This is a genomic window from Mucilaginibacter paludis DSM 18603, from assembly GCF_000166195.2.
Taxonomy (GTDB): domain Bacteria; phylum Bacteroidota; class Bacteroidia; order Sphingobacteriales; family Sphingobacteriaceae; genus Mucilaginibacter; species Mucilaginibacter paludis.
The window spans coordinates 7,515,300-7,537,209 of the sequence record NZ_CM001403.1 but is presented as its reverse complement, the minus strand read 5'-3'; the positions used below and the strand labels follow the sequence as shown (position 1 = coordinate 7,537,209).

Genomic DNA, 21,910 nt, shown 5'->3' with positions numbered 1-21,910 from the left:
TTACAAACACTTAAAATATTAACCCTTAATGATAATTCCGCATAAAACCTACTGTTCTAATGTTTTCCAGCTAAAGATGCGAACTGTTTAAGACAGAAAAATCAGGTAAAAAAAAGTCCGCTTATTTGCGGACTTTTTGATTAAAGTATATTGAACATATTCAAAGTGTACCAGTTAATGAAATACATTGACGGCCGGGAAATAATAACCACTGAATGGGATATCTTTTACCAGAGTGCCAGAAGTTGCATCGTAAAAATCAAGATCGTTAACGGCAAAATTTGCACCAAATCCAGATTGCACCGTATTGATAACCAATTGATTTAAAGCAGCATTATAACCAATGCCGCACCCGTATAATTCTTTACCTGCGATGATAGTTATAAATGGACTTTGTAAAGAAGCTGGGCTGCCATCAACATATTTATAAACAGCTTTTCCGCCCGAGAAAGTACTATTCTGGGCCAGGAAGATAATATTATCTTTAGTTGACGCTGTTATAGAACCCGGATGCCATGCCGCCCATGCGCCATATACGGTAAAAGGTACTGTAATGGTAGTAACAGTAAGGGTTGCCGGATTTATTTTTATTAAGGATGTGCCGCCAGCAGCCCATACCGAACCATCTGGAGTTTGAGCAAACGCCACCAGCATACCGCCAATGGTTTTGGCAACCGAATAATCTGATGCGTTAAGGATAACCACACCCTGCGATGACGACAATACGAAGATATAATTACCCGCTTTAATCATGTCGCCAATTTGCCCCGACACGGTTGAAAGCTTAGTACCCACTGCAAGAGTATTCAGGTCAAGGGGATAAACACCAGTTTGCGAACTGATTAAGGCATGTCCGCTGTCTAAGCCAACAAATGCGCGCCAATCGCTGGTAGATGCAGCAGCTACGCGGCCACTTTCCTTCATCGAGTAAGCATCCATTACCACTAAGGGGCCATGCGCTTTAGTAAGCAAGTAAAATTTATCATTAAAAATAGTAGCATACTCAACAGTAGAGGTTGCCGGGTTGAGATCTTTACCTGGGTTCTCTTTGGTAGTTATACTATCTTCTTTAAGCTGGGTATCATAGCGGTAAAAACTTACCGAGCCTGTACCATGCCCGTACCAGCCCTCGTTGGCTATAAAAAATCCATTTTCGTATTTACCAAAAACGTGTACTTTATAATCAACCGTGGCAGATCCTCCGGCATTGGTAGCTTTAAAACGGATCTGGTAATCACCGCGGGTATCTGGTGTATAGGTTAAGGTAGAATCTGTTCCTTTTTCAATGCCATTCACCGTCCAGCTATAACTTAGGCCCGTTTTGTTGCTCAATACAGGGTGCAACAACACTGATTTACCTATTGTTACCGTATCAAACCCATTTTTTCCGTTAGATTTTGTGATCACCGGGCTATCGGGCAATGGCTCGTCATGATTTCTTTTACAGGACGAAGCTGTAATGATCAATATGGTAAAGGCGGCGATCCAGAATTGTGATGTAATTTGTTTTTTCATTCTTGTAAACGATTATTTATTTGTTGAAACTGATGAGATGATAGTTAATTTTTGAGTTGACTTAAATCGGCGGCGCCACCTACCTCGGTAGATTGTTCGCCCAGCCAGCCCATATTATATTGAATTCCGGTTTGTACTTTGATAAAATCGATGCCTTTAAGGGTAACCCTGTCTCCGTTTGAATCAATGGCATTAGCAATATCCACCTGATCGCCACCGGCAGTGTTATCAGCATAACCAAAATCAAAAGGTGCACTTGTAATGTAAGATGGATTACTGTTATCAATATTGCTTGAAGGCAATAAGGTACCGGTTAACGTATAACTGTTAGCTTTGATACCTATCGGGAAATAAGGCTGGGTGTGAAATATATTGGTTTTCACTACACCTGTTTTGCCCTGGCTATCCTTCCAGAGTACACTACAGGTATCGCAGCCTGGCCGCGTATAGGTAACCGAATAATTACGCAGATATCCGGTTTTATATTGCGCGCTTCCCGTTAACTCGTACCAGGTATCGTCGGGTTTGCCGTTACCATTACTATCCTGCATTACCCAAACTACACCTGGCTCGGCAAATCCTATAAAGGCATTTCCATAGATGATAAGATCAGGTTTTCCGGCCACATCCAACACAGTATGGTCAAAACCAAGTACAATATAACCACCCCAGGCACCCAGGCTCACCAGCCCCTGGCGGCCGTTTAAAATAGATTTGGCAGCCGTTGTATCGGCCAGGCCGGTATTGTCAAACTGGCCAGGCGCCGGGTTAAAATCAAACAGCTGGGTAAGATATGGGCTACTTTGCGCCGTTACCGGGCGAATGTGCTCTTGCAGCGTTAGCGAACTATCCTTTTTGCAGGATGCAGCAAAGGCCATAACGGCTATCAAAACCGCAGGTACTTTAGCATAATTGAAGATTTGTTTTTTCATAAGATTGTTTTTATATAGATGCAGGGTTAATAAACAAAAGCAAAATGCCCGGGAATGTCGCCGGTAGTAACCGACCATTCTTTTTTACCAGCGCTGTCGAAGCAATAGAGCACACCCGGCGTTACATAATCTTTTGCATCGGTTACATAAACTTCTTTGGTAACTGGGTTCACAACTATGCCATACGGGATGGTTATCTGTTTATCAGTACCGTCGGTAATAAATTGCTTGCCCAGGACGGTTTCGTCCTTTACATTGATCATAGCGTATTGCACGGTATTTTTACCGGTGAGGTAACTAAAGTTTGCGCTGTAGATATAGGCATTATCACCATCTATCCAAAGATTACTCACCGGCATATCAAAAGTTTTTTTAACCTGACCGGTATGGGTATCGATCACAAAAAGCCTTGACGGGATTTGATAGTAGTCGCCGCGTGACGTAACGTAGATATCGCCGTACTGGTCCGCCTTTAAACGATCCAGATTGATGGCTACATCAATACGGCTGCTCTCGGTAAAGGTAGCCAGGTCTATCACCGATACAGTACGCTCATAGTTCGGCGGGCTGTATCCGCCGGAGTTTGCCACATACAATTTTTCGGCTACGATAGCCATTTCTTCGGGCTGCCTACCCACGGTTACCTTGCGGGTAACGCCTAATGTAGCCGTGTCAATTTCAGCAACTATCCCGTTAGGCGCTGCCGGATCTCCAACGGTACCCAGGTAAGCACTCACATAAGCCTTACCGTTATGGAACGTAACATAGCGGCAATTGGTAATGTCAATTTGCCCAAGTCGTTTTCCGCTTTGCGCGTTAAGCACCTCCACCTTATTGGAGTTATTGACTACAATATAAAGCTTGGAGCCATAAATTCCGGCATCATTGCCAACATCGCCTAAGCCCTTGGTTACGCCAGGGTTAACCTCGTTGTAAATATTTCGCCGGTATAAACCGGTAGTAAAGTCCACATAATCCAGTGATGCTTTGTTGGAATTCATGTTGCCCTCGTTAAGCAAATAAAGACCCTTAATTGTACTGGCAGGCTGCGCCGGGAACAAGGTTTGTACTTGCTCATTAATTGGCTGCGCATCTTTACGGCACGAAGGAGATAGCAGGGCAGCCAGGGCGGCGGATATTAAAAACCGGTAATTGTTTAATTTGATCATCTTTTTAATAGGTGTAGCTGATGGAGAAACGGTAGGCGCGGCCCGGCATAGGGAAATTGGTAATCACCTCGTAATACTGATTTAAAAGGTTATTGACTTCCACAGAAAATTTAACCTGATGATGTTTAACCGGGGCGGTATAACTTGCCGACAGATCGTGAGTATACCAGGGCTGTAGGTAATTAGCCGGAATATTAGCTTTTTGATCGTACCGGTATCCTACATAAATAAAACTATAATTAACAGATAGCCTGCGCCAGTCGGCACCAGCCAGGAACGATCCGCTATTGAGCGGGATATAAGGAATCTGTTGGTTTGTGCTATCATCTAAAGCACGCTGGCGGGTATAGTTAGCGCTGGTATGCAGCACAAACTCTCCTGTTAGCTGCCATAAAGCTTGTGCATTAATTTCGAGCCCTTTAATGGCTACCTTGCCTATATTGAACATCGTCCAGCTGTTCAGGTTGGCATTGGGTATGGCAACTATCTTATCGGTAACCTGGTTGTAATAGGCGTCCGTTTGTACTGCAATACTACTTAGCGCTCCCTTTGTAAAGTTTTTTTGGTAGGTAAATCCGGCATTGTATTGCTTGGTAAACTCGGGCCTTAAAAACGGATAACCTACCACGGTATAATAGAGATCGTTCAAGGTGGGCATCCTGAAAATATTTTTATAAAATCCTCTCAGCCTCAGGTTAGGTGATGCAAGTGGCTGCCACGACAGCAGTATGGTTGGTGTGTACTCTTGCTTATTGCCGGCACCTGTAAAATTGCTCACCTTGTCCTGAACCAAGGTACCCAACAGGTTGGCCTGAATATCTAACCGGTAAAAATGAAATTGCGTAGCCAGCGCCATCAGTTCGGTTTGGCGTACCGGGTATGGAAAGTGGTAAATATTAGCATCCAGCTTATCCCACAAATAATCGGCAGACAAGTCGATATCCCACCAGGAATTGATACGATAGCGATTGGCCAGCGATAAATAAATTTGCTGCTCGCGATAGCGGTTATCCAGAAAGCCGGTGGTAGTTATATATTCGGGATCCAGGTATCGGGTATAATTATTGGCATATTTTAAGTTAGCCATTAAGCTATACCTTTTATTGGTATTGGTTTGATAAGATGATTGAACGAAGAAATCCCTGTCCCATAGTCGTTGCGAATAATTAAATTTATTGGCTATGATGGCTCCGGGCAAACCACGCTCCGATTGATAATAATATCCCCTTGCCGACCAGGAGCTACTGTCTTTCATTATTCCATATAAGCCATCCTCAAATCGCACAGCGCGGATGTCCCCGTTCTGCCGAACGGCTGTGGTATCGTAAACGCCGTTGGTATACCTGAATTTGTATTGACCGTTAGCATTGATCAATTCGGAATTGAAGCTATTGTAGCTATGAGGACTTAGTTTATACTGCCATAAAAACGAGGGATTGATTAAACCGAATGAGCCGGTTTTGAGCGTGATTTTCTCAATACTGTTGCAGCTATCCCGAAAAAGCGGGCGCTTACTACTAAGGTATAACGAACTGCCCGATGTAAAACCTTTAGCCGGTTGAAATATGGTACTCTTTTGCCCGTTGTAAAGCGCAACCGCATCAATATTATCCAGCGAAAACTTACCCAGATCCACCTGCCCGTTCTGTGCGTTACCCAGTTCAATACCATCATAAAAAACGGCAGTGTGGTTACTGCCCATGCTGCGTACGTTGATGGTTTTGAGCCCCCCTATTCCACCGTAATCTTTAAGCTGTACGCCAGAAAAATAGCGGATAGCCTCGGCTACCGAAAAACTGCTCAAGCGATCAAGCTGCTTGCCCGAAAGTAATTGCAATGGAGAAGCCGAAATAGCTACCTCGCGCTGATTGCCGGCATTGATAAGCACCTCCTGCAACTGGTGTATCTTGGCGGTATCGTTTAAAACGGGCAATTGCGCCAGGGTATTGAGGCCACAACATAACAAGGGAACAATTAAAATTGTCCGTTTACGCCAAACCCATAAATAACTTGCACGCAAAAGCATGCACAGCACGGTTAATACCATTTTTTTGTTGTGAGTTAATACCCACAGCAAACAGAAAGAAGGATACCAAAAATGAAACGCACGGCAAGGCACTTCCCATTCAGCTTCAATCCCCGAAAGCTATGAATTAGTAAATGCTGGTGGCAGGTATTCTGACTTGCTCCCCTGGTCCGTCTTCCCATGCGCAAAACACACAGTGACTTTAGAATGGACTTCGGTTTTAAAGAGCTTACAGCTGCGGGACAGTTCCGGATTTACACCGGATTCCCTTTTAATCCGGGTTTTCACCCGGAACCAAAAGCACGGCAAAACTATGACATTAATTGATGAAAAAAGAAGGACGTGAGCTTAAAAAATGTTAACACATATAACTGAGAGATATACATATTAAAACCAAGGTATATTTATCATTGCCAAAGTTCAAAAACACAAAAGTATTGAGCCATTTTAACATCTTGGCGAGTTGGGGCAAATTAATCCCGGTAGAATTGGTATCACGGCCATCAAGCGTGATCATTAAATACGTCCCCACCCTGCGTTTATATTCGCAACAGAGGAGCTATAGTTTTACTATAAACTATTCAAAATCAAACATTTAAAACCATTTTGTTTTACCGACTATTTTTGGACTTTTTACTATAATATGCAATTTTCCGATAAAGTTCATCGGGGTTAAATGGTTTACTAATATAATCGTTCATCCCCACAACAAACGCTTTATCCTTATTATCCAGCATAGCCGATGCCGTAAGCGCAATGATAGGCAGCTTCCGGAATCTCTCGGCAGGTTGCAAATTCCTGATCTGCTCAGCCGCGGTATAGCCATCCATTTCGGGCATTTGCAGATCCATTAAAATAACATCATACAAGTTACTTTGTGCTAACTCAACTGCCATCAGGCCATTTTCGGCCACATCGCATTCTACATCCCATTGTTTTAAAAATTGCCGCGCCAGTAACACATTAATCTGATTGTCCTCGGCCAACAAAATGCGGATACCTTTTAAACTACCTTGTATGCCCGGAGGCTGAATGACATTTAATGCTTCAGGCTGTAGTTCACTGTTTTTAAATTGGAGGTTAAAACTAAATGTAGAGCCTTTACCGGGCTCACTATCTAATTGAATAGCGCTGCCCTGCATTTCAAGAAGCCGTTTAGTTATGGTGAGCCCTAAGCCTGTTCCGCCATACTTGCGGGTAGTATCAGAACTTGCCTGGGTGAAGCTCTCAAATATGGCCTGTTGCTTCTCTGTAGGTATGCCTATCCCGGTATCTTTAACTTCAAAGCTCACAATAGTATATTCGTTATTGCGACTTACCAGCGAAGCCGATACAACAACCTTGCCTACGCTGGTAAATTTTAAAGCGTTGCTAATTAAGTTGCTTAATATCTGGCCCAATCTTACAGGGTCGCCTATAACAGCCTGCGGCAAATCCTCATCAACCAGCAGTTTGAGCTGTATACCCTTTTCGATGGCTCTTTGCTGCATTGCGGCGCGGATGTTACGAACGAGATCTTTCAGATTAAAATCAACATGTTCAAATTCCAGCTTACCGGCTTCAATTTTACTAAAGTCCAAAATATCGTTGATGAGTACTAAAAGGTTCTCACCCGAAAATTTGAGTATTTTAAGATATTCAACCTGGTCTTCCCGTGGGTTTTGCAATAGCAAATGAGTAAAACCTATTACCGCGTTCATTGGGGTGCGTATCTCGTGGCTCATGGTCGACAGAAACTGCGTTTTAGCACTTGCCGCGTTTTCTGCCTGCTCCTTCGCCTGGATGAGCGCCTGTTCTGCTAATTTTCTATCAGTAATGATCTCGGTAAACATAATGATGCCGCCAATCTCTTTATCTGTTTCAAACCAGGGCCTTATCTCCCATCTAAACCATTGCGTACGGCCATTTTTCCGTACGAAGCTATCCTCCGTGTTGCTCAAAATCTCTCCTGCCATTCCGCGCTCATGAATTTGCCTCCAGTGCAAGGATGCTTCGGGAAACAGATCATAGTGGCATACGCCAATGATATTCTTACGCTCCAGTTTGTAATCCTGCTTCCATAAATCACTTGCCGCTATGTATCGCATTTCCTTATCAAATACGGCAATTGGCGCAGGCGATACTTCAATAAAAGTATTTAATTGCGCTTGTTTCATCAGGATAGCTTCCTCGGCCTTTTTATACTTGGTTATATCGATAATAGCGCCGTATAACCTGGTGGCCACGCCCTGGTCGTTGTAAAAAGGTTTACCAATAGCCTGGATATATTTTAGCTCGCCAGTCTTCAGAATAATACGTAAATCAAAATTTGAGGTTAACCCGCCCTTTAAAGCCTGTTTAATAGCGTTAATATATTTTTCCCGGTCGTCCGGATGGATCATCCGGTCAAACTCTTCTGTATCAGGGCCTGCGCCAACCGGCTCTAATCCAAATATCCTGAAAGCCTCGGCCGACCAGAAATTCCTCCCGGTTTTAAGGTCAATTTCCCAACTGCCGCTGTGCGTTAGCGCCTGCGTCTCCGAGAGCAACGATTCATTCCGTTTTAACTTTTCTTCTGCTTTTTTTCGCTGGGTAATGTCATGCCATACCACCAGCAACACTCGCTTTTGATTAAATGCAATAGCGTTTAAAGTAACCTCAACGAATATTTCCTTGCCATCCATCCGCTGATGTACCCATTCAAACCGGTGTGTCCCTTTTTCATAAGCAAGGCTATCCATCTTTTTGGCCTTGTCTATTGATTTTTGGCCGTCAGGCTGATATTCGGGCGAAAAAATGGCCGGATGGCACGACAGCAGGTGCGCTTTATTTTCGCATCTCAGCATCTGTACCGCAGCATTGTTACAATCTATAATACCGGTTTCGTCAATCAATAAATGTGCATCGGTTGATTGCTCAAATATTACACTGTTCCGTTCTTCTATTTGCTTTTGTTCCGTTATGTCCTGAAGTACACCACACAGGCGGTAGGGCTTTCCTTTTTCCATCATCAAGCTGCCGCTTGAGCGTACCCATATCAAATTGCCCTTAGCAGTTAATAACTGTAATTCAATATGATAAGGTTCACCGACGGTCAACGCTTTATCCAATGCCTCTTTAAAAACAAGCCGGGAAGAAGCTTCATAAAAAACAATTGCCGATTCAATATCTATCATACCGCCTGGTTGCATTTCATGCAAACGAGACATCCCATCAGACCATTTTACCACACCTGTTTGCAGGTCAATCTCCCAAGTGGCAATTTTAGCGAGTTTACTGGCCTGGCTTAAAAACTGATTATTATTGTTGACAGCGGTTCTAAGGTCGGCTAAAATAGTAAGGTCGGCAAAAACACCGTTTAAAAGCACTTCATTTTCAAACCCGCTGCACTGCCCTACCGCTTTAATCTGTTTATGCCAACCGGCAGGTGTAGCTACCATTCCGTGCCATTCAAAATTGGTTAAACTATTTAACGCCCTATAAATATGCCCTGTCAGTAACTCCCTTTCCCCATATTCTATCAAAGCCAATAAGTTATGAGCGTCGGCAATGATATCATCGCGATTAATTCCAAATACCTCCCAACAGTTCTGGTCTATGTTAAGGATACTAATTTCGCCGGCAGAATTCAGTTTGCATTGAAAAAAACACAATTGAATATCTTGTGATGGTACAGGGCCAATAGATGCGAGGTCAACTTTTGCAATCATTTAAAAAAATCTAATCAATACTGTGCCAATATTTTCAGCCGCGTACGGCTGACACTTCGAGCACTACAGGTTTACAAATTGGCAGCTTAATGTTTAAACCGGGATATGTTTATTAAACGTATCAGCTTAAAATAAAGTTACCAATTGTATCCCAATAAAATATTAATTAAAATAGAAAGAAAAATAACCCCTCCAATATTTCTTGAAAACGCACCAAATTAACAATTAAGATAAAAGCAACTATTTCAAATACCTATCTGCAAACTTGAGGTACTGTGCCCAATCGTAATCGGTTACGTTATGCCCTCCTGGCCGCACATGATAGGCTATCCGGCCGATAACCGGCGTACTCACAGGCGGCCAGCTGCTGGCCGGCAAGCCATCGGTTCCTAATAAACGGTATACGGGGTCTGCTCCCTTTGCTCCCCAAAACTCGGCTTCTGGGTTTGAGTTGGTGTCTCCTTCGGCACTGGCAATGTACACCGGCCTTGGCGCTATCAAAGCAATAACCATATGCTGGTCAAAGGGTAAAATGGAATCCTGATCCATATATTTTTTAAAATTCCCACAAAACCAATGCGGAAATTTGGTGCACAACCTGCGGATTCTTTCGCCCCCGGTATAGTGGAAAAGCTTTGCACCACCTGCACCCGACTCATTGCTGATAACCAGCGGGAAGCGCTCATCCGTGGCACCAGCCCAAACCGCAGCTTTACCTAAACGCGAAAAGCCGAATACTCCCACACGTTTGGCGTCAACAGCTTTATCGGTTTCCAGGTAATCCAATATCCTGCTTAAACCCCATGCCCACGCTGCAACTGTAGCAAAATTATCGCCCCGGTTTTGTAATTGGGGATACAGGCCCTGTACACCGTTTTTAAATCCGTCATCATAATCGGGGTCAATATCGCCCCGGTACACCGTTGCTACGGCGTAACCTTTTGCCAGTATCATTTCCAACGGCCATTGTCCGGCATCAACACCACGCGTAGCTTCGGTAGCGCGGTTATTAACCACACCTTTGGTTTTATCCATCCAACTGTTACTCATCTTAATTGCCGGATCATTATTAACGGATTGATTTCCATCAAAATTAAGGCCTACTATGGCAGGCACCTTATGCTTAACCTGGTTAGGCAGATACATCAGAATATCCATTTGCGGCCCATCGGCCTTGCCGTTAAAATAAACTGTTATTTGTTTACGGGTGGCCTTTCCGCCCAAAGCTTTCGTATCTGTATCAAAAACTTTAAATGTCATGTTAACGGGTTTACCCGGCGACTGGCCGTACATTTCTTTTTTAAAAAAGGTAAGTAACTCGGGGCGCCGCTGGTTTCTCCATTGCCTGGCAGTGGTAACTTTAATACCGTTGTTCATTGTTAATACGTCCGGAAGTTCCATTCCGTTCAATTTCTGTTGCGCAATTGAAGGATTGGCTAAAGCGATAAAAAAAATGCCCAAAAAAAAGCGATACGCTGTACGATGTAAGCCCATGAGTAAACTGATATTTTTTAATAAATTAACCTGGCAACGGGAGTTTAACCGTAAAGGTAGTGCCGTGTCCGGGCGTCGAATTTACAAGAATTTCTCCTTGCATTTGCTGAATCATGTTTTTAACAAGGTATAAGCCCACTCCCTCGCTATGGTCGTTCTTTTTAACCATAAAATCTTTTTCAAAAATATGTGGTATATTTTCCTCGTCAATTCCAATGCCGTTATCCCTAACTTCTATGATAAAATATAGGGGAGTGGTACTTGATCTGATGATGATGAAGGGCTGTTGTTTATACACATCCGAATATTTAACGGCGTTGGATATTAAATTATTTAAAATAGTTAACAGCTTGGTGGCATCGCAATAAATATCGGTCACTCGCAGTTCTTTGATAAATTGTATTTCCTTACCATTCAGCATGGTGTGGTTTTGAGCAATAACATCGTCCACAACATGTGCAACATCACATAACTCCCTGGCCACAAGGTTTTGTTTCTTGGCAGATTTTAAGACGCTCTTGATAAATTGATTTTGTTTTTCGATACTGATCTTCACCATTGAAATGTAAGGCTTGATATTACTCAATTCCGTTTGCTTATCAATAAGCCCAATCAAACCGCTTATTGACGTAAGCGGCGATCTCAGATCATGCGTTACACTGTATATCAATTGGTCGAGATCCTTATTAACAGCTTTTAAGTGCTCATTTTGTTCAAGTATTTTGATGCGCGATGCTTCCATTTTATGTATCACCCTACCTGCATAAAAAACCGCGCTTAAAATAATGATCAGCGTGGTTAATATATTAGCAAAAAATATGTAGGAGTTAACCTTTCGGCAAACAATACCAAAAGTTTCTGAAAATGCCTGCTCCTTAATGGTTAATTGCATCGTGAGGGCATTTACCTTTATAATCAAAGCATCTTGTTCACGAGTGCTTAATCGCCTTGTACTCGATATCTGATGGATTTTAACACCCAATTGCCGTAACTGCTCTATCATCACATCCCCCTGATACCAAATATTAATCGCTTTGGCAAACAAATCAACACGCTCAAACCGTTTAAAAAGCCACAACATATCATCAATATCCTCAGGACTATTGTTAGCCTGCAAAAAGCCTTGCCTGGCTATAGCCTCGTTTTTGTGGACAGCGAGCGCCTCTCTGGCCACCCTGTCGCCAATAGGGATTTTTATATTCTTTATAAAAGATGAATACGCAGCCGGATCTCGCGAATGGATATAGGTTATTAATAGACTGGAAGCATCTTTCTGGCCTTTTGAATATTGTGATTCGCCGGCGATGTATGCTCTTGATGCAGATAATATTTTTATTGTATAATAATTCATAAGTATCATAATTGCGGATGCCACAACTACCATACTCAGCAGAATTATATTAAGCCCTTTTAACTGATTTTCAGGCTTCCCCATATTTTTATAGAACTATGTAATAAATAATACAATTCTAATACCCATGGGTTTAAACGAAATATTTATGGTTTAGGTTCAGTATTTACAAAGCTTTTTTTGAAGTGGTTTTTAAGATACCATGCCATTACCAGCCGCACCATCTGGTTGTAGGTTTTTAATCCTTCCGGCTGGTTGTTTGTTTTTAAATAATGATCGTATAAGATACCACTGAAGATACCTGCCTTACTCTCAAAATCCTTCCAGTAGGCCCGGTCGGTTTTAAAATCTTGACGTACCAATGGAGATATCCTGGTTTTCAATAACCGGAATGCGATGGTATCTTTTCGCCCTATGGCATACATAAATTCTTCTACCCCGGCATAATAGGTGGAGTATTTGAGCAGCCTGTCCCGGGAGGCTATCCCAGCCAAAAATCCCCCGAAATTGGCTTCATCTTCGGCACCAAACCCCATTTGATGCGACATTTCGTGGCAAGCCGTAAATGATTTAAGGTACACAGGCATTTGGTAGTTCATCTGAGCTTCGGAAGTAAAAGGATTGAAATAGCCCGATGTACCCAGATAATTAAGAAAATAGGTTAGCATTGAGGGTTTAATGTCGGGATGATATGCCGGGAAGCCTTTTGAACGTGCCGCAAGCGTATCCACTGCACCAATAGCCGTTTGATAAATTGTTTGATCTGTTTGCGCCAAATCGGCGGCTGTTAATTGAGCGCGGCTGGCATTGGCGCTATCTATCAAAATTGAAGTAACTAATTTAACATCCTCAAAGGTATAACTGCTATCCTGAAGGTTAAGGCGATTAGCAGCCGACGGCCTGAAATAGTTTAATCCCCATAATAAATAAAAAGAAAGTATGATGAGTTGGAACCCGATAACTAACTGAAGTACGTAAACCAGCAACCGTATAAATCTCTTTAGAAATGCCAGCCTGATTATGTTTACCAAGGCAAAAGCAAGGTAAATAATTAGCGCTATATAGATTACATCGCCAACACTAAACGGCAACAGGTTAAATACAGGATGTAATAAACGGCAAATAACTAAATATAAACCGTCAGAATACCAACGTTCCACCACATCCGGATAGTGCATCAGCCAGATCACCATGAGCCAGATGACGGCAAGCACAAATATAGTTGCAACTTTTGATTCAATGGGGCCTTTGCGGTATTGGTAACGGATCATGAAATTCAAATATAGCGCATATCCGGGTTTATTGTGACGGCCAAATCAAAATCAAAAAATCCCCCGCAATAATTACGGAGGATTTTAACCTTCAAACATTTGCTTCAAGTTTATACTTCCAATGTACCTTCGATAGAATCGTCCATGGTTTTACCTGTAACCAAAGATGCTGCCATTTTGATAAAGGCAACCACATTACCGTGTTTATTATCCCAATAATAACCTTTAAGCGGGTTAACCTTAATTACGCTGATCAGCGGATCATCCTTACCGCCCTGAAACCATACCTTAGCAATGGGGTCCCAAAGCTCATCTATCTTAGCCTTATCATAACTAATTTCTGCAATGCCGTAAATATTGACAAAGCCTGAATGCGCTGATGCCTGGTAAAACAGATGAACAAACGGATCGCTCGCTATCTCTTTATTATGATCGCTGTCTTTAACACTTAAAAACCATAGGTTGCCTTCGTCATCCACCTGCTGGGTTGACATTGGCCGCGCCGATACCGGCAAACCTGTTTTAATGTTGGTTATAAAAAAGCAGGTGTCGGCTTTTTTGGTTAACTCTTTAATCTTTTCAACAGCTTCTTTTCCTTCTAAAGCTTTAATGTGTTCTTCTTCCTGTGTTGCATTAATGGTATCCATAATGTTTTTCTTTTTTTAGATTGTATAATACACAACTTAAAAAAGTAAAATTTGTGTGAATTATTTTAATTAAAAAGAAAAAATCAAATAGTAATCTAAAATTTAAACCTGTATGCAAAGTTTATACCTTTGGGCATCATCAATCCTAAAAACATCCTATGAAAAAATCACGTTGGGGTATATTAAGTACGGCCAAAATAGGTTTAAAGCAAGTTATACCGGCTATGCAAAAAAGCAGCTATGTTGATGTAGTTGCCATAGCCTCACGCAATTTATTGAATGGTAAAGCCGCGGCGGACGAATTAGGTATACCCCAGGTTTATGAGAGCTACGAAGCCCTTTTAGGCGATGCTAATATTGATGCGGTTTACATCCCGCTGCCCAACCACTTGCACGTTACTTATACCATTAAAGCTTTACAGGCAGGCAAGCATGTGCTTTGCGAAAAACCCATCGGGCTGAATGCCGCCGAAGCACAACAAGTTGCCGATGCAGCCAAACAGTATCCGCATTTAAAAGTAATGGAAGCATTTATGTACCGCTTTCATCCGCAATGGTTAAAGGCCAAACAATTGGTTGACGAAGGCGTACTGGGCGAAGTAAAAACTATCCAGTCGTTTTTTTCTTATTTTAACGATGATGCAAACAATATCCGCAATAAGCCCGAAACCGGAGGTGGCGCCTTGATGGATATTGGCTGCTATTGCTTATCGTTCCCCAGGTTTATCATTAACGGTGAGCCTCAAAGTGTTTTGGGATTGATAGATACCGACCCTGTTATGAAAACCGATAGGATTACATCAGGAATATTAGATTTTGGCCAGGGCCAGAGCGCAACATTTACCTGCTCAACACAATTGGAGCCTTATCAGCGGGTTAACATTGTTGGCACCAAAGGCCGTTTAGAAATCGAAATTCCGGTGAACGCTGTTGCGGATGAACCCGCACGTTTGTGGCTGCAAAATAATAAGGCGATACAAGAGATTACAACGGAGCCGGTAAATCAATATACCCTACAGGCAGACGAATTTTGCAAGTCGATCATAAACAATACCGCCGTACCAACGCCCTTAACCGATGCCGTAGGTAACATGAAGGTGATTGACGCTTTATTTAAAAGTGCAGCCGAGCGGCAATGGGTAAAAATATAATTACCTCACTTGCCCTTCGCCCCTGACGAACCATTTTTCGGTTACCAGTTTTTCTAAAGCAAAGGGGCCGCGCGCATGTAATTTTTGGGTGGAGATGCCAATTTCGGCGCCTAAGCCAAATACCCCGCCATCGGTAAACCGGGTTGAAGCATTAATATAAGCTGCCGCCGCATCTACCTCATTGATAAAGCGTTCCGCCAATTGCATATTCTCAGAAAGGATAGCTTCGGAATGCCTGGACGAATGCAGGCTGATATGGTCCAGAGCCTCCTCAATACCCGCAACCACCTTAACCGAGCATTTAAAATCCAGAAACTCGCGGCCAAAATCGTCGCGCCGGGCTTCGCGCAAATGTGGATAATGTAATTCCTTTAATATATCATGGCTCTCTTCGTCGGCAAATATTTCTACATCATATGCCAACAGGCCCGGCGCAACCAATTGTAAAAAAGGCCTGGCAATGGCACGGTCAACCAAAATGGTATCTAACGAGTTACATACCGATGGGCGGCTTACCTTGGCGTTTACCACCACCGCGGCAGCCTGCTCCAGTTTGGCTGTTTTTTCTACATAGGTATGGCAAACCCCTGCCCCGGTTTCAATGACCGGCACCTTTGAGTTTTCGCGCACAAAATCAATCAATTGCTGTGAGCCTCTCGGGATGATAATATCGATATATTTTACCGCCGTCAGCATTTCCTGGATAAACTTACGGTCAGTCGGCAACAACTGCACGATGGCCTCATCCAAACCAAACTCGCGTAAAACATCGTGTATCAGGTTAACCAGGCAAATATTGGTGTAAAGGGCATCGCTGCCTCCTCTTAACACGCAAACATTGCCCGAGCGGATACAAAGTGCGGCCACATCAATGGTGACGTTGGGTCTTGATTCGTAAATTATGCCTACCACACCTAAGGGTACCGTTTTTTTTTGAATGAACAGACCATTGGCGGTAGTATGCTCCAAAAGTATCTTTCCGCTTGGATCGGGCAGGGCACTGATATCGTTGATACTGGTAAACAGATCGGCAATGCGGGCATCGTTGAGCAGCAACCGGTCCTTTTTGGGGTCGGTATCGGGCATGCGATCCACGTCTCTCTTATTTTCACTAATAATCTGTTCTTTATTTTGCGACAGCACAACGGCTAAACGGCTTAAAACCGTTTTCTTTTGTTCATCGTTAAGTAACTTAATAGCTCCCGATGCCTTATGAGCCTGATATAATAGATTTTCGATAGATTCCATACTTTTGCTAATTAAAGTAAAACGATATCATCAGCGTTGGCAATAATCAGCTTTTGCGTTTTCATATTTTGCAACACATCGTCCGATGATATTTTAGCGCGGCCAACCGCAATGCTTACGTGGTTTTCGTCTAATATCTCAAAAACCTCGCCCTGCTCAAATTTATCTACAACGGCAGTAACGCCCACAGCTAACAGGCTATGCCCGTTTTGCAGGGCCTTGCAGGCACCGGCATCAATCTGCAGGCTGCCCGTTACCAGGCTGCCACTTGCCAGCCATTTTTTTCGTGCAGGCATTGAGCATTTTTGAGGATGGCACAAGGTGCCGGTTTGTTCTTTAATGGCGTTTATTATACCATCATCAGTTCTGATACCGAAAATAACCACCTTAATGCCCATACGGGTAGCCAGGCGGGCAAAAGTTAATTTTGATACCATGCCACCTAAGCCCAGCGACGATTTTTCTTTGTTAGCCAGGCCCAGCGCAGCTTTATCTATTACCGGTATTTCGGGAATTACGTTACCGTCTGCATCTAATACACCGGGCACAGAGGTACTGAATAACAATACCGAAGCTCCAAAACCTACGGCAATTAAGGTGGCAAGTTCGTCGTTATCAGAAAACTTGAGCTCAAGGCTGCTCACCACATCATTCTCGTTAGCTATGGGGATGATATCATTATCCCAAAGCTCCTCATACGTTTTTTTGAGTTGCAAAAATTGGTTCCGGTTTGAAAAATGTTGGCGCTCGCACAAGCTTTGTGCTATGTTGATACCATAGGGCGCAAAATATCCGGCGTATTTACTAAGTAGCAAGGGGTTGCCAATAGCTGCGGCAGCTTTACGCTCGCTAATGGTGGCCGAATAGTTTTTAAGCAGTTTCTTTCCGGCGGCAACCGCGCCGGATGATACCATAACGATATGATAATCATGGTGTATAATTGCCACTTGCCGGGCAATTTCGGCCATTACACTTTCATCCAGATCGCCATTTTGATGGGTGATGGATGCTGTTCCGAACTTAATAACGAGTATGGGCTTTGTCAATGTGTTTTATAAAAATTGCTCAAAGCTATAAAAAGCCTATTAAAAACGTAGACTACATTATATTTTTACTTACGCATGGTATAGTAATTCAGTGTAAAGTTTATTGCAAAGCCTGATGAGCTAAAAACTTTTGATAACCACGTTCAGCTGATTTAAAATCCCAGAGGGCGAGTAATATCCCCATCAAACAAAATAAAAAACAACAGATCAGAAAATCAATCAAATCAAATTGATCAGTACTGAAACGGATTTTTAAAAAATAAACAATAATTGCTACAGGTAATCCACGCACCAATATGCCATTCTTTAAAAGATACTTTCTCTTATCAAGTCTTTTTACGGCCCATTGCTGCCAGTATTTTTGCCTTCTTTCTGTATTAGCTACCATGCCATCATCAACAATTTAAAACTCTTTTTCGCTTTTTATACCAAACAATTTGCCTTGTTTAAACAAATCTTTCTCTTGTGCTAAAGCGGGTGCGTTACGTTGTGTAAGTTCTTCCGGGTCAAGCTCGTTCAGGTCGGGCTTACCCGCATTTACCCAGGCGGTATACCAAAAACTGGCTGTGGTGGCAATGGCCCCACGCAATTGTCGCTCAACCATGCCTTTCAATTTTGTTTGAAATGCCTTTGAATAAGCAATACTACCGGTTGAATCTTTATACATATTAAGCTTAACCTTTCCGGCCGCGTCCCTATCCCACTTTTTTCCGGCAGGAAAAGAGGCAGTTAAATCTCTGTCGGCTTTTAATAGGGTATCGGCAGTACTGTTTGACGACATTACAATTCGCCAGGTTTCTTTCTGTATATCAGCAACATACTGTACCTTACCTGTATTATAATGATAGGTATTTCCAAACAATTCGGGCAGGCGCGATTCAAACAAGGCATGGATACCTACCTGGTTGGTTTGTTTGCCATTATGATTTACGGAGGTATGCAGAGGCATATAAGCATCGCCAATATAATGGCCCAGATCGGCAGCCAATAACAGGATATCCGATTTATGTTTGCCCTTAAAGGCGATAGTCAATTTATCCATCATCACCTGGATGTACCAGGGCAGCATACCATGTTCGGCAAAAAAGTGAGCATTGTATTTTGCAAAAGCCTCTTTGGGCGATTTGGGTATGCTGTCGATATTGCCAAAACTTTCCAAATGGATATGATGCCGTGAAAATTCGGCAGAATCGCCTAAGGTATACTTACGCACATCGGGCAAGTTGGATTCAACCGTCATAAAATCAATATGGTTATAAAAAAAACCTTGCATAGGCACCGGCAAACTCATCACCGCCGCCCGGTTGATATGTTCGTGCCCGTATTTACCCCACGAAATAAGTGTGATACAAATAGCTAAAAACAACCCTGATTTGCATAAAAACGAACCTGATCTTCTTGAAATTTTCATTATGACAATATGCTTACTCAAAAATAGCTAAAGCTGATCTGTATCAGGATTATATTTTCGTTAAATTGATGAATGATTGGTAACAATATCGCGTTTTTGCTGTTAGTGATGATATGTTTGCCTTTCAAGTAAAAATTATTGCTTTGTTATTAATTTGCCCCCTGGTTGCCAGCCAGCGGCCAAGTAACCGTAGTGTTTTAATTTTTGCCGATAAAGGTGATAACGTGAATGCAATACAACAGATTAATATTTTAAAAGCAGACCCTAACGGGATAAAAGACCGCGACATTATTTTCAAAGTAATCACTTATTCTGAAAGTAATATGCAGCATTATAAAAAATGGCACATACCAAACGCACCTTTTACCGTGATACTGATCGGTAAAGATAATGGCGAGAAATTACGGAGTCATCAGCCTGTAACATTAGCCAGGTTGTTTGATCTGATTGATAACATGCCTATGCGGCAGCAAGAAATGAAGTACAAACATTAAGCTACAACAAAAATGGATTTTAATTTAAAAAATAAAACAGCCCTGGTTACAGGTTCAACAGCCGGAATTGGCTTTGCAATTGCAAAGCTGTTGGCCGGTGAAGGCGCCACGGTTTATATAAACGGCCGCACAAGCAAAAAGGTAGATGCTGTAGTTAAGCAACTTAAAGAAGAAACCGGCAATGATAAGATTGACGGAATAGCATGCGATTTTTCGAAACCCGATGAGATTAATAATTTGCTAACCCAACTGCCGCAAGTTGATATACTGGTTAACAATGTTGGTATTTTTGAGCCTAAAGCTTTTAAAGACATAAGCGACGAAGATTGGTTTAAGTTTTACGAGGTTAACGTGTTAAGCGGTGTACGCCTTTCGAGAACCTATTTTCCTGAGATGCTGAAAAAGGATTGGGGGCGGATTATTTTTATCAGTAGTGAATCGGCCGTGCAGATCCCTGCCGAAATGATCCATTATGGCATGACCAAAACCGCGCAGTTAGCCATATCCCGCGGGCTGGCCGAGTTAACCAAAGGTACAAACGTAACGGTAAACTCGGTACTACCCGGGCCTACTTTATCCGAAGGTGTTGGTGGCTTTATTGATGATCTGGCCAAAAGCCAGCATAAAACAAAGGCCGAAGTAGAGCAGGATTTTTTTGAACACATGCGCCCCACATCGTTAATACAACGTTTTGCTTCTCCCGAAGAAATAGCTAACCTTGTAGTTTATTTGTGCAGCACCTTATCTTCGGCTACTAACGGCGCCGCTTTGCGCGTTGAAGGTGGCTTACTTAAAGGCGCTATTTAATTTGATGATTGTAACTACCTGTATGAAAAAAAATATATTGATAGCGGTATTATGTTTGAGCACTTTTTATGCTAATGCCCAAACCGCTACTACACAAGCCGCCGCCCGAACGCCAGATACCAACAAAAACGACACGCCTAAACATGTAAAAATAAGAGTAATTGGCGGCGGGCAAATGAGCTCGGCAGATGATGTAGTCCAAAATATAGCTAAATCAAAAGAGCATACCACCTTTACAAATTCTATTGCGGTATGTGGCCTGGCAGAAACACTTAAAAGCCGCGGCCCCTTAACTATCTTTGCCCCAACTAATGATGCTTTTAATAAACTATCGCCTGGAATGTTGGATACCCTGCTTAAGCCCCAGCACAATGCCGAGTTAACCAGGTTGCTAACGTACCATGTTATACCAGGCAAGTTAACATCAAAAGATATTGCCAGGCAGATTAACTCCAATAATGGCGAAGCTACTTTCACCACCCTGTCCGGCTCAAAACTGAAAGCCAAAATTAATGGCGACCGGAATATCGTTTTAATAGACGAAGGCGGTAACGAATCGGTAATCAGTCAATTTGATATTGAGCAAAATAACGGAATAATTGATGTTGTAACCGGGCTACTCATCCCGAAAAACAAATAGCATTGATAAAAACAGGCGCAATTAATATCATTGGCTATAATTATCATGGCTTTGTAAACTACACGTTGTTTAAAACTAAATCAAATTGCAATTCGTAAATTTAGGTATGAAAAGGATAATCAATGTTTTAGCAATAACTATACTGATAGCATTTTGCGGATGCCAGAATAGTACAGGGCAATCAAAAGCTAATGCCAGCCGCCCTAAATATAAACCTGATGCCGAATGGAAAAAACTGCTCACTTCCAATCAATATTACATTATGGTTGAGAGAGGCACAGAGCCCCCTTTTAAAAATGCATATTTTGAAATGCACGATAAAGGCGTTTTTGTAAGCGCCGCCACGGGCGAAGTTCTATTTTCGTCGGCTGATAAATTTGATAGTGGCACCGGCTGGCCAAGTTTTGTTAAACCGGTTGATGCCAGCAAAATTGAAATTGTTAAAGATAACAGCTACGGCATGAGCCGCGATGAAGTTATTGAAAAAAGCACCGGCTTACATTTGGGCCACGTGTTTGACGACGGCCCGGCAGACAGAGGCGGTAAACGCTACTGCATGAATTCAGGCGCGTTAAAATTCATTAAAAAATAATCCGCTTTTTTGAGTTGGATGATATCGACGGGCGAAACGCCGGTCTCTTACTCATATTAGTTTCAAATTTTAAACCAATGGTCAGGTCTACCCAGTCGGGATTAACAGATCTGATCATTTTTTCTTTTTGGGCACGGGTAAACCGACTAACCACTTTAAAGCGTTCCATGGCCATCTCCTCGTTATTAATCTCCTCAAAATAAACTAACCGGTTAAGCTGTTGCGCGCTGTCAAAAAACAGGTTCGGCATCTCGGTATAAAAGTCGATGGTCTTAATCAAATCATTGCTGGTACCAATGTGTAAGCAATTGCGGTTACGGTCTGTAATGACATAAATGAAGGTGTTCATAACTTATATTTTGTTATTTTAATTTTAATTGCTAATTTTATTGGCATAAAAATACTAACAATTTTAGTAAATCCAAAT

Annotated in this window: 19 protein-coding genes and 1 riboswitch; of the genes, 5 read left to right on the top strand and 14 right to left on the bottom strand. The window is 42.4% G+C overall.

What is annotated here, in order from left to right; genetic code table 11:
• Positions 1 to 174: 174 nt before the first annotated feature.
• The 9 genes from MUCPA_RS32035 to MUCPA_RS31995 all read right to left on the bottom strand — a co-directional run bounded on the left by MUCPA_RS32035 (position 175) and on the right by MUCPA_RS31995 (position 14,094).
• On the bottom strand, positions 175 to 1,515 hold the full coding sequence (locus MUCPA_RS32035; RefSeq protein WP_008512330.1) for a DUF5074 domain-containing protein: 1,341 nt from the start codon (positions 1,513 to 1,515) through the stop codon (positions 175 to 177).
• Between the two features lie 44 nt (positions 1,516 to 1,559).
• Entirely contained in the window at positions 1,560 to 2,447 is an 888-nt protein-coding gene (locus MUCPA_RS32030; protein WP_008512329.1) for a hypothetical protein, read from the bottom strand.
• Between the two features lie 26 nt (positions 2,448 to 2,473).
• The gene (locus MUCPA_RS32025) at positions 2,474 to 3,616 is read right to left on the bottom strand and encodes a YncE family protein (RefSeq protein ID WP_008512328.1); all 1,143 of its coding nucleotides are present in this window, start codon (positions 3,614 to 3,616) and stop codon (positions 2,474 to 2,476) included.
• 4 nt (positions 3,617 to 3,620) lie between these two features.
• A complete protein-coding gene (locus MUCPA_RS32020) occupies positions 3,621 to 5,663 on the bottom strand; it encodes a TonB-dependent receptor plug domain-containing protein (protein ID WP_157544024.1) in 2,043 nt (680 codons plus the stop codon).
• Positions 5,664 to 5,767: 104 nt separating this feature from the next.
• Positions 5,768 to 5,956, bottom strand: a riboswitch (cobalamin riboswitch).
• A 297-nt stretch (positions 5,957 to 6,253) separates the two neighbouring features.
• Positions 6,254 to 9,331 carry a PAS domain-containing hybrid sensor histidine kinase/response regulator gene (locus tag MUCPA_RS36565; RefSeq protein ID WP_008512326.1) on the bottom strand — a complete coding sequence of 1,026 codons (3,078 nt, stop codon included), beginning with the start codon at positions 9,329 to 9,331 and terminating at the stop codon, positions 6,254 to 6,256.
• A gap of 240 nt (positions 9,332 to 9,571) precedes the next feature.
• Entirely contained in the window at positions 9,572 to 10,825 is a 1,254-nt protein-coding gene (locus MUCPA_RS32010; RefSeq protein WP_008512324.1) for a glucuronyl esterase domain-containing protein, read from the bottom strand.
• A gap of 25 nt (positions 10,826 to 10,850) precedes the next feature.
• Positions 10,851 to 12,176 carry a sensor histidine kinase gene (locus MUCPA_RS32005; RefSeq protein WP_157544023.1) on the bottom strand — a complete coding sequence of 442 codons (1,326 nt, stop codon included), beginning with the start codon at positions 12,174 to 12,176 and terminating at the stop codon, positions 10,851 to 10,853.
• A 146-nt stretch (positions 12,177 to 12,322) separates the two neighbouring features.
• A complete protein-coding gene (locus tag MUCPA_RS32000; RefSeq protein WP_008512320.1) occupies positions 12,323 to 13,447 on the bottom strand; it encodes a DUF3810 domain-containing protein in 1,125 nt (374 codons plus the stop codon).
• Between the two features lie 110 nt (positions 13,448 to 13,557).
• A complete protein-coding gene (locus MUCPA_RS31995) occupies positions 13,558 to 14,094 on the bottom strand; it encodes a pyridoxamine 5'-phosphate oxidase family protein (protein ID WP_008512317.1) in 537 nt (178 codons plus the stop codon).
• Positions 14,095 to 14,252: 158 nt separating this feature from the next.
• On the opposite strand from MUCPA_RS31995, the gene MUCPA_RS31990 reads away from it, so the two are divergent.
• Positions 14,253 to 15,245 (top strand): Gfo/Idh/MocA family protein, encoded by a 993-nt coding sequence (locus MUCPA_RS31990; protein WP_008512314.1) that lies wholly within the window; start codon positions 14,253 to 14,255, stop codon positions 15,243 to 15,245.
• Here the strand turns inward: MUCPA_RS31990 and MUCPA_RS31985 are convergent, their stop codons facing one another.
• From MUCPA_RS31985 to MUCPA_RS31970, 4 genes are all read right to left on the bottom strand, one after another.
• Positions 15,246 to 16,493 (bottom strand): glutamate-5-semialdehyde dehydrogenase, encoded by a 1,248-nt coding sequence (locus MUCPA_RS31985; RefSeq protein ID WP_008512312.1) that lies wholly within the window; start codon positions 16,491 to 16,493, stop codon positions 15,246 to 15,248.
• A gap of 11 nt (positions 16,494 to 16,504) precedes the next feature.
• Positions 16,505 to 17,539, bottom strand: coding sequence for a glutamate 5-kinase (gene proB, locus MUCPA_RS31980; RefSeq protein ID WP_008512310.1), 1,035 nt, complete (start codon positions 17,537 to 17,539; stop codon positions 16,505 to 16,507).
• A 100-nt stretch (positions 17,540 to 17,639) separates the two neighbouring features.
• Complete coding sequence (locus MUCPA_RS31975) at positions 17,640 to 17,927, bottom strand: hypothetical protein (protein WP_008512309.1); 288 nt, start codon at positions 17,925 to 17,927, stop codon at positions 17,640 to 17,642.
• A 15-nt stretch (positions 17,928 to 17,942) separates the two neighbouring features.
• A complete protein-coding gene (locus MUCPA_RS31970) occupies positions 17,943 to 18,950 on the bottom strand; it encodes a zinc dependent phospholipase C family protein (RefSeq protein WP_008512306.1) in 1,008 nt (335 codons plus the stop codon).
• Positions 18,951 to 19,063: 113 nt separating this feature from the next.
• Here MUCPA_RS31970 and MUCPA_RS31965 point away from each other — a divergent pair, with 113 nt between their 5' ends.
• From MUCPA_RS31965 to msrB, 4 genes are all read left to right on the top strand, one after another.
• Positions 19,064 to 19,444: a DUF4174 domain-containing protein gene (locus tag MUCPA_RS31965; RefSeq protein WP_008512303.1), complete on the top strand. Its 381-nt coding sequence runs from the start codon at positions 19,064 to 19,066 to the stop codon at positions 19,442 to 19,444.
• Positions 19,445 to 19,456: 12 nt separating this feature from the next.
• A complete protein-coding gene (locus MUCPA_RS31960) occupies positions 19,457 to 20,251 on the top strand; it encodes an SDR family NAD(P)-dependent oxidoreductase (protein ID WP_008512301.1) in 795 nt (264 codons plus the stop codon).
• A 22-nt stretch (positions 20,252 to 20,273) separates the two neighbouring features.
• Positions 20,274 to 20,891: a fasciclin domain-containing protein gene (locus tag MUCPA_RS31955; protein WP_008512299.1), complete on the top strand. Its 618-nt coding sequence runs from the start codon at positions 20,274 to 20,276 to the stop codon at positions 20,889 to 20,891.
• Positions 20,892 to 20,997: 106 nt separating this feature from the next.
• Positions 20,998 to 21,483: a peptide-methionine (R)-S-oxide reductase MsrB gene (gene msrB / locus MUCPA_RS31950; RefSeq protein ID WP_008512297.1), complete on the top strand. Its 486-nt coding sequence runs from the start codon at positions 20,998 to 21,000 to the stop codon at positions 21,481 to 21,483.
• Here the strand turns inward: msrB and MUCPA_RS31945 are convergent.
• The gene (locus tag MUCPA_RS31945) at positions 21,473 to 21,832 is read right to left on the bottom strand and encodes a GIY-YIG nuclease family protein (RefSeq protein WP_008512295.1); all 360 of its coding nucleotides are present in this window, start codon (positions 21,830 to 21,832) and stop codon (positions 21,473 to 21,475) included. The two genes, msrB and MUCPA_RS31945, sit on opposite strands and share 11 nt — an antisense overlap.
• Positions 21,833 to 21,910 lie beyond the last annotated feature (78 nt).

Excerpts from the sequence above, each read along its gene's own strand:
- MUCPA_RS32035 (WP_008512330.1), bottom strand. The coding sequence starts at position 1,515 with ATGAAAAAACAAATTACATCACAATTCTGGATCGCCGCCTTTACCATA.
- MUCPA_RS32030 (WP_008512329.1), bottom strand. The coding sequence starts at position 2,447 with ATGAAAAAACAAATCTTCAATTATGCTAAAGTACCTGCGGTTTTGATA.
- MUCPA_RS32025 (WP_008512328.1), bottom strand. The coding sequence starts at position 3,616 with ATGATCAAATTAAACAATTACCGGTTTTTAATATCCGCCGCCCTGGCT.
- MUCPA_RS32020 (WP_157544024.1), bottom strand. The coding sequence starts at position 5,663 with ATGGTATTAACCGTGCTGTGCATGCTTTTGCGTGCAAGTTATTTATGG.
- MUCPA_RS36565 (WP_008512326.1), bottom strand. The coding sequence starts at position 9,331 with ATGATTGCAAAAGTTGACCTCGCATCTATTGGCCCTGTACCATCACAA.
- MUCPA_RS32010 (WP_008512324.1), bottom strand. The coding sequence starts at position 10,825 with ATGGGCTTACATCGTACAGCGTATCGCTTTTTTTTGGGCATTTTTTTT.
- MUCPA_RS32005 (WP_157544023.1), bottom strand. The coding sequence starts at position 12,176 with ATGAATTATTATACAATAAAAATATTATCTGCATCAAGAGCATACATC.
- MUCPA_RS32000 (WP_008512320.1), bottom strand. The coding sequence starts at position 13,447 with ATGATCCGTTACCAATACCGCAAAGGCCCCATTGAATCAAAAGTTGCA.
- MUCPA_RS31995 (WP_008512317.1), bottom strand. The coding sequence starts at position 14,094 with ATGGATACCATTAATGCAACACAGGAAGAAGAACACATTAAAGCTTTA.
- MUCPA_RS31990 (WP_008512314.1), top strand. The coding sequence starts at position 14,253 with ATGAAAAAATCACGTTGGGGTATATTAAGTACGGCCAAAATAGGTTTA.
- MUCPA_RS31985 (WP_008512312.1), bottom strand. The coding sequence starts at position 16,493 with ATGGAATCTATCGAAAATCTATTATATCAGGCTCATAAGGCATCGGGA.
- MUCPA_RS31975 (WP_008512309.1), bottom strand. The coding sequence starts at position 17,927 with ATGGTAGCTAATACAGAAAGAAGGCAAAAATACTGGCAGCAATGGGCC.
- MUCPA_RS31970 (WP_008512306.1), bottom strand. The coding sequence starts at position 18,950 with ATGAAAATTTCAAGAAGATCAGGTTCGTTTTTATGCAAATCAGGGTTG.
- MUCPA_RS31965 (WP_008512303.1), top strand. The coding sequence starts at position 19,064 with ATGTTTGCCTTTCAAGTAAAAATTATTGCTTTGTTATTAATTTGCCCC.
- MUCPA_RS31960 (WP_008512301.1), top strand. The coding sequence starts at position 19,457 with ATGGATTTTAATTTAAAAAATAAAACAGCCCTGGTTACAGGTTCAACA.
- MUCPA_RS31955 (WP_008512299.1), top strand. The coding sequence starts at position 20,274 with ATGAAAAAAAATATATTGATAGCGGTATTATGTTTGAGCACTTTTTAT.
- msrB (WP_008512297.1), top strand. The coding sequence starts at position 20,998 with ATGAAAAGGATAATCAATGTTTTAGCAATAACTATACTGATAGCATTT.
- MUCPA_RS31945 (WP_008512295.1), bottom strand. The coding sequence starts at position 21,832 with ATGAACACCTTCATTTATGTCATTACAGACCGTAACCGCAATTGCTTA.